General features: G+C 62.1%; 1 protein-coding gene. It reads right to left on the bottom strand.

Going from position 1 to position 451, the window contains the following annotated elements; all coding sequences use genetic code 11:
- A partial coding sequence (gene tssI / locus QCE62_RS35160) for a type VI secretion system tip protein TssI/VgrG (RefSeq protein WP_309928042.1) occupies positions 1-451 on the bottom strand: 451 nt, incomplete at both ends.

The raw sequence follows: 451 nt of genomic DNA, 5'->3' as shown, positions 1-451 counted from the left end.
CAAGCCCACTTCGATGGTGTGTGAGCCGGCTGTGGTGTGCGTGGTGTTCGCTTCCACCGACGTGTCGTAATTGCGCTCGGCGTGCAGCTTGATCTGCTCGGAACCCTGCTTGTCCTCGAAGCGGAACATGTTGGCGTTGCTGCTGTTGCCGTTGGGCGTGCGCGTGAGAAAACCGCTTTGCGTGGCCGAGTCGGGCAGGTTGAACGGCGGCATCTGCGAGGCGTTGTAGACGCGTCCTGTGATGAGCGGCCGATCGATGTTGCCGTTCATGAAATCCACCACCACTTCCTGGCCGATGCGCGGGATATAGATGCCGCCATAGTTCGAACCGGCCCAGGCATCCGAGACGCGCACCCAGCACGAGCTGTTCTCGTCGCTCTTGCCGTAGCGGTCCCAGCGGAATTGCAGCTTCACGCGGCCGTGCTGATCGGTCCAGATGGTCTCGCCTGCC

The sequence above is a fragment of the Caballeronia sp. LZ033 genome, from assembly GCF_031451265.1.
GTDB lineage: Bacteria > Pseudomonadota > Gammaproteobacteria > Burkholderiales > Burkholderiaceae > Caballeronia.
The sequence above is the reverse complement of the archived record's forward strand: the minus strand, read 5'-3'. Positions and strand labels throughout refer to the sequence as shown.